This window comes from Halomonas borealis (genome assembly GCF_004798905.1).
GTDB lineage: Bacteria > Pseudomonadota > Gammaproteobacteria > Pseudomonadales > Halomonadaceae > Halomonas > Halomonas borealis.
Genome location: NZ_SDMO01000091.1, coordinates 1 through 255, shown reverse-complemented (window position 1 = coordinate 255; position 255 = coordinate 1). Strand labels below are relative to the sequence as shown.

1 protein-coding gene is annotated in these 255 nt (G+C 45.9%); it reads left to right on the top strand.

The annotated features are described in order from the left end of the window. The coding region (locus tag ETC07_RS16270) for a DUF896 domain-containing protein (protein ID WP_136249335.1) at positions 1-177 on the top strand (177 nt) is incomplete at its 5' end. Between the last annotated feature and the right edge of the window lie 78 nt (positions 178-255).

The following is a 255-nucleotide window of genomic DNA, read 5'->3' as shown; positions in this document are numbered from 1 at the left end:
GGACTAACAGAAGCCGAAACTGCAGAACGTGCTGAATTGCGCCGTATCTATCTTGATAGCGTACGTGAAAATCTCCGCGGTCAAGTTGAAGCAGTAAAATTGGTGGATGAAGATGGCAAAGACATCACACCAGAAAAGCTTAAAGACATTCAACGCGCCAAAGGTATGCGTGATTAAAAGTGGTCGAGCTTTGTGCTCGGCCTGTTTTTAATACGCTCCCAGATTTGCTCCTGAAGGAGCTCATGTTAGACGACA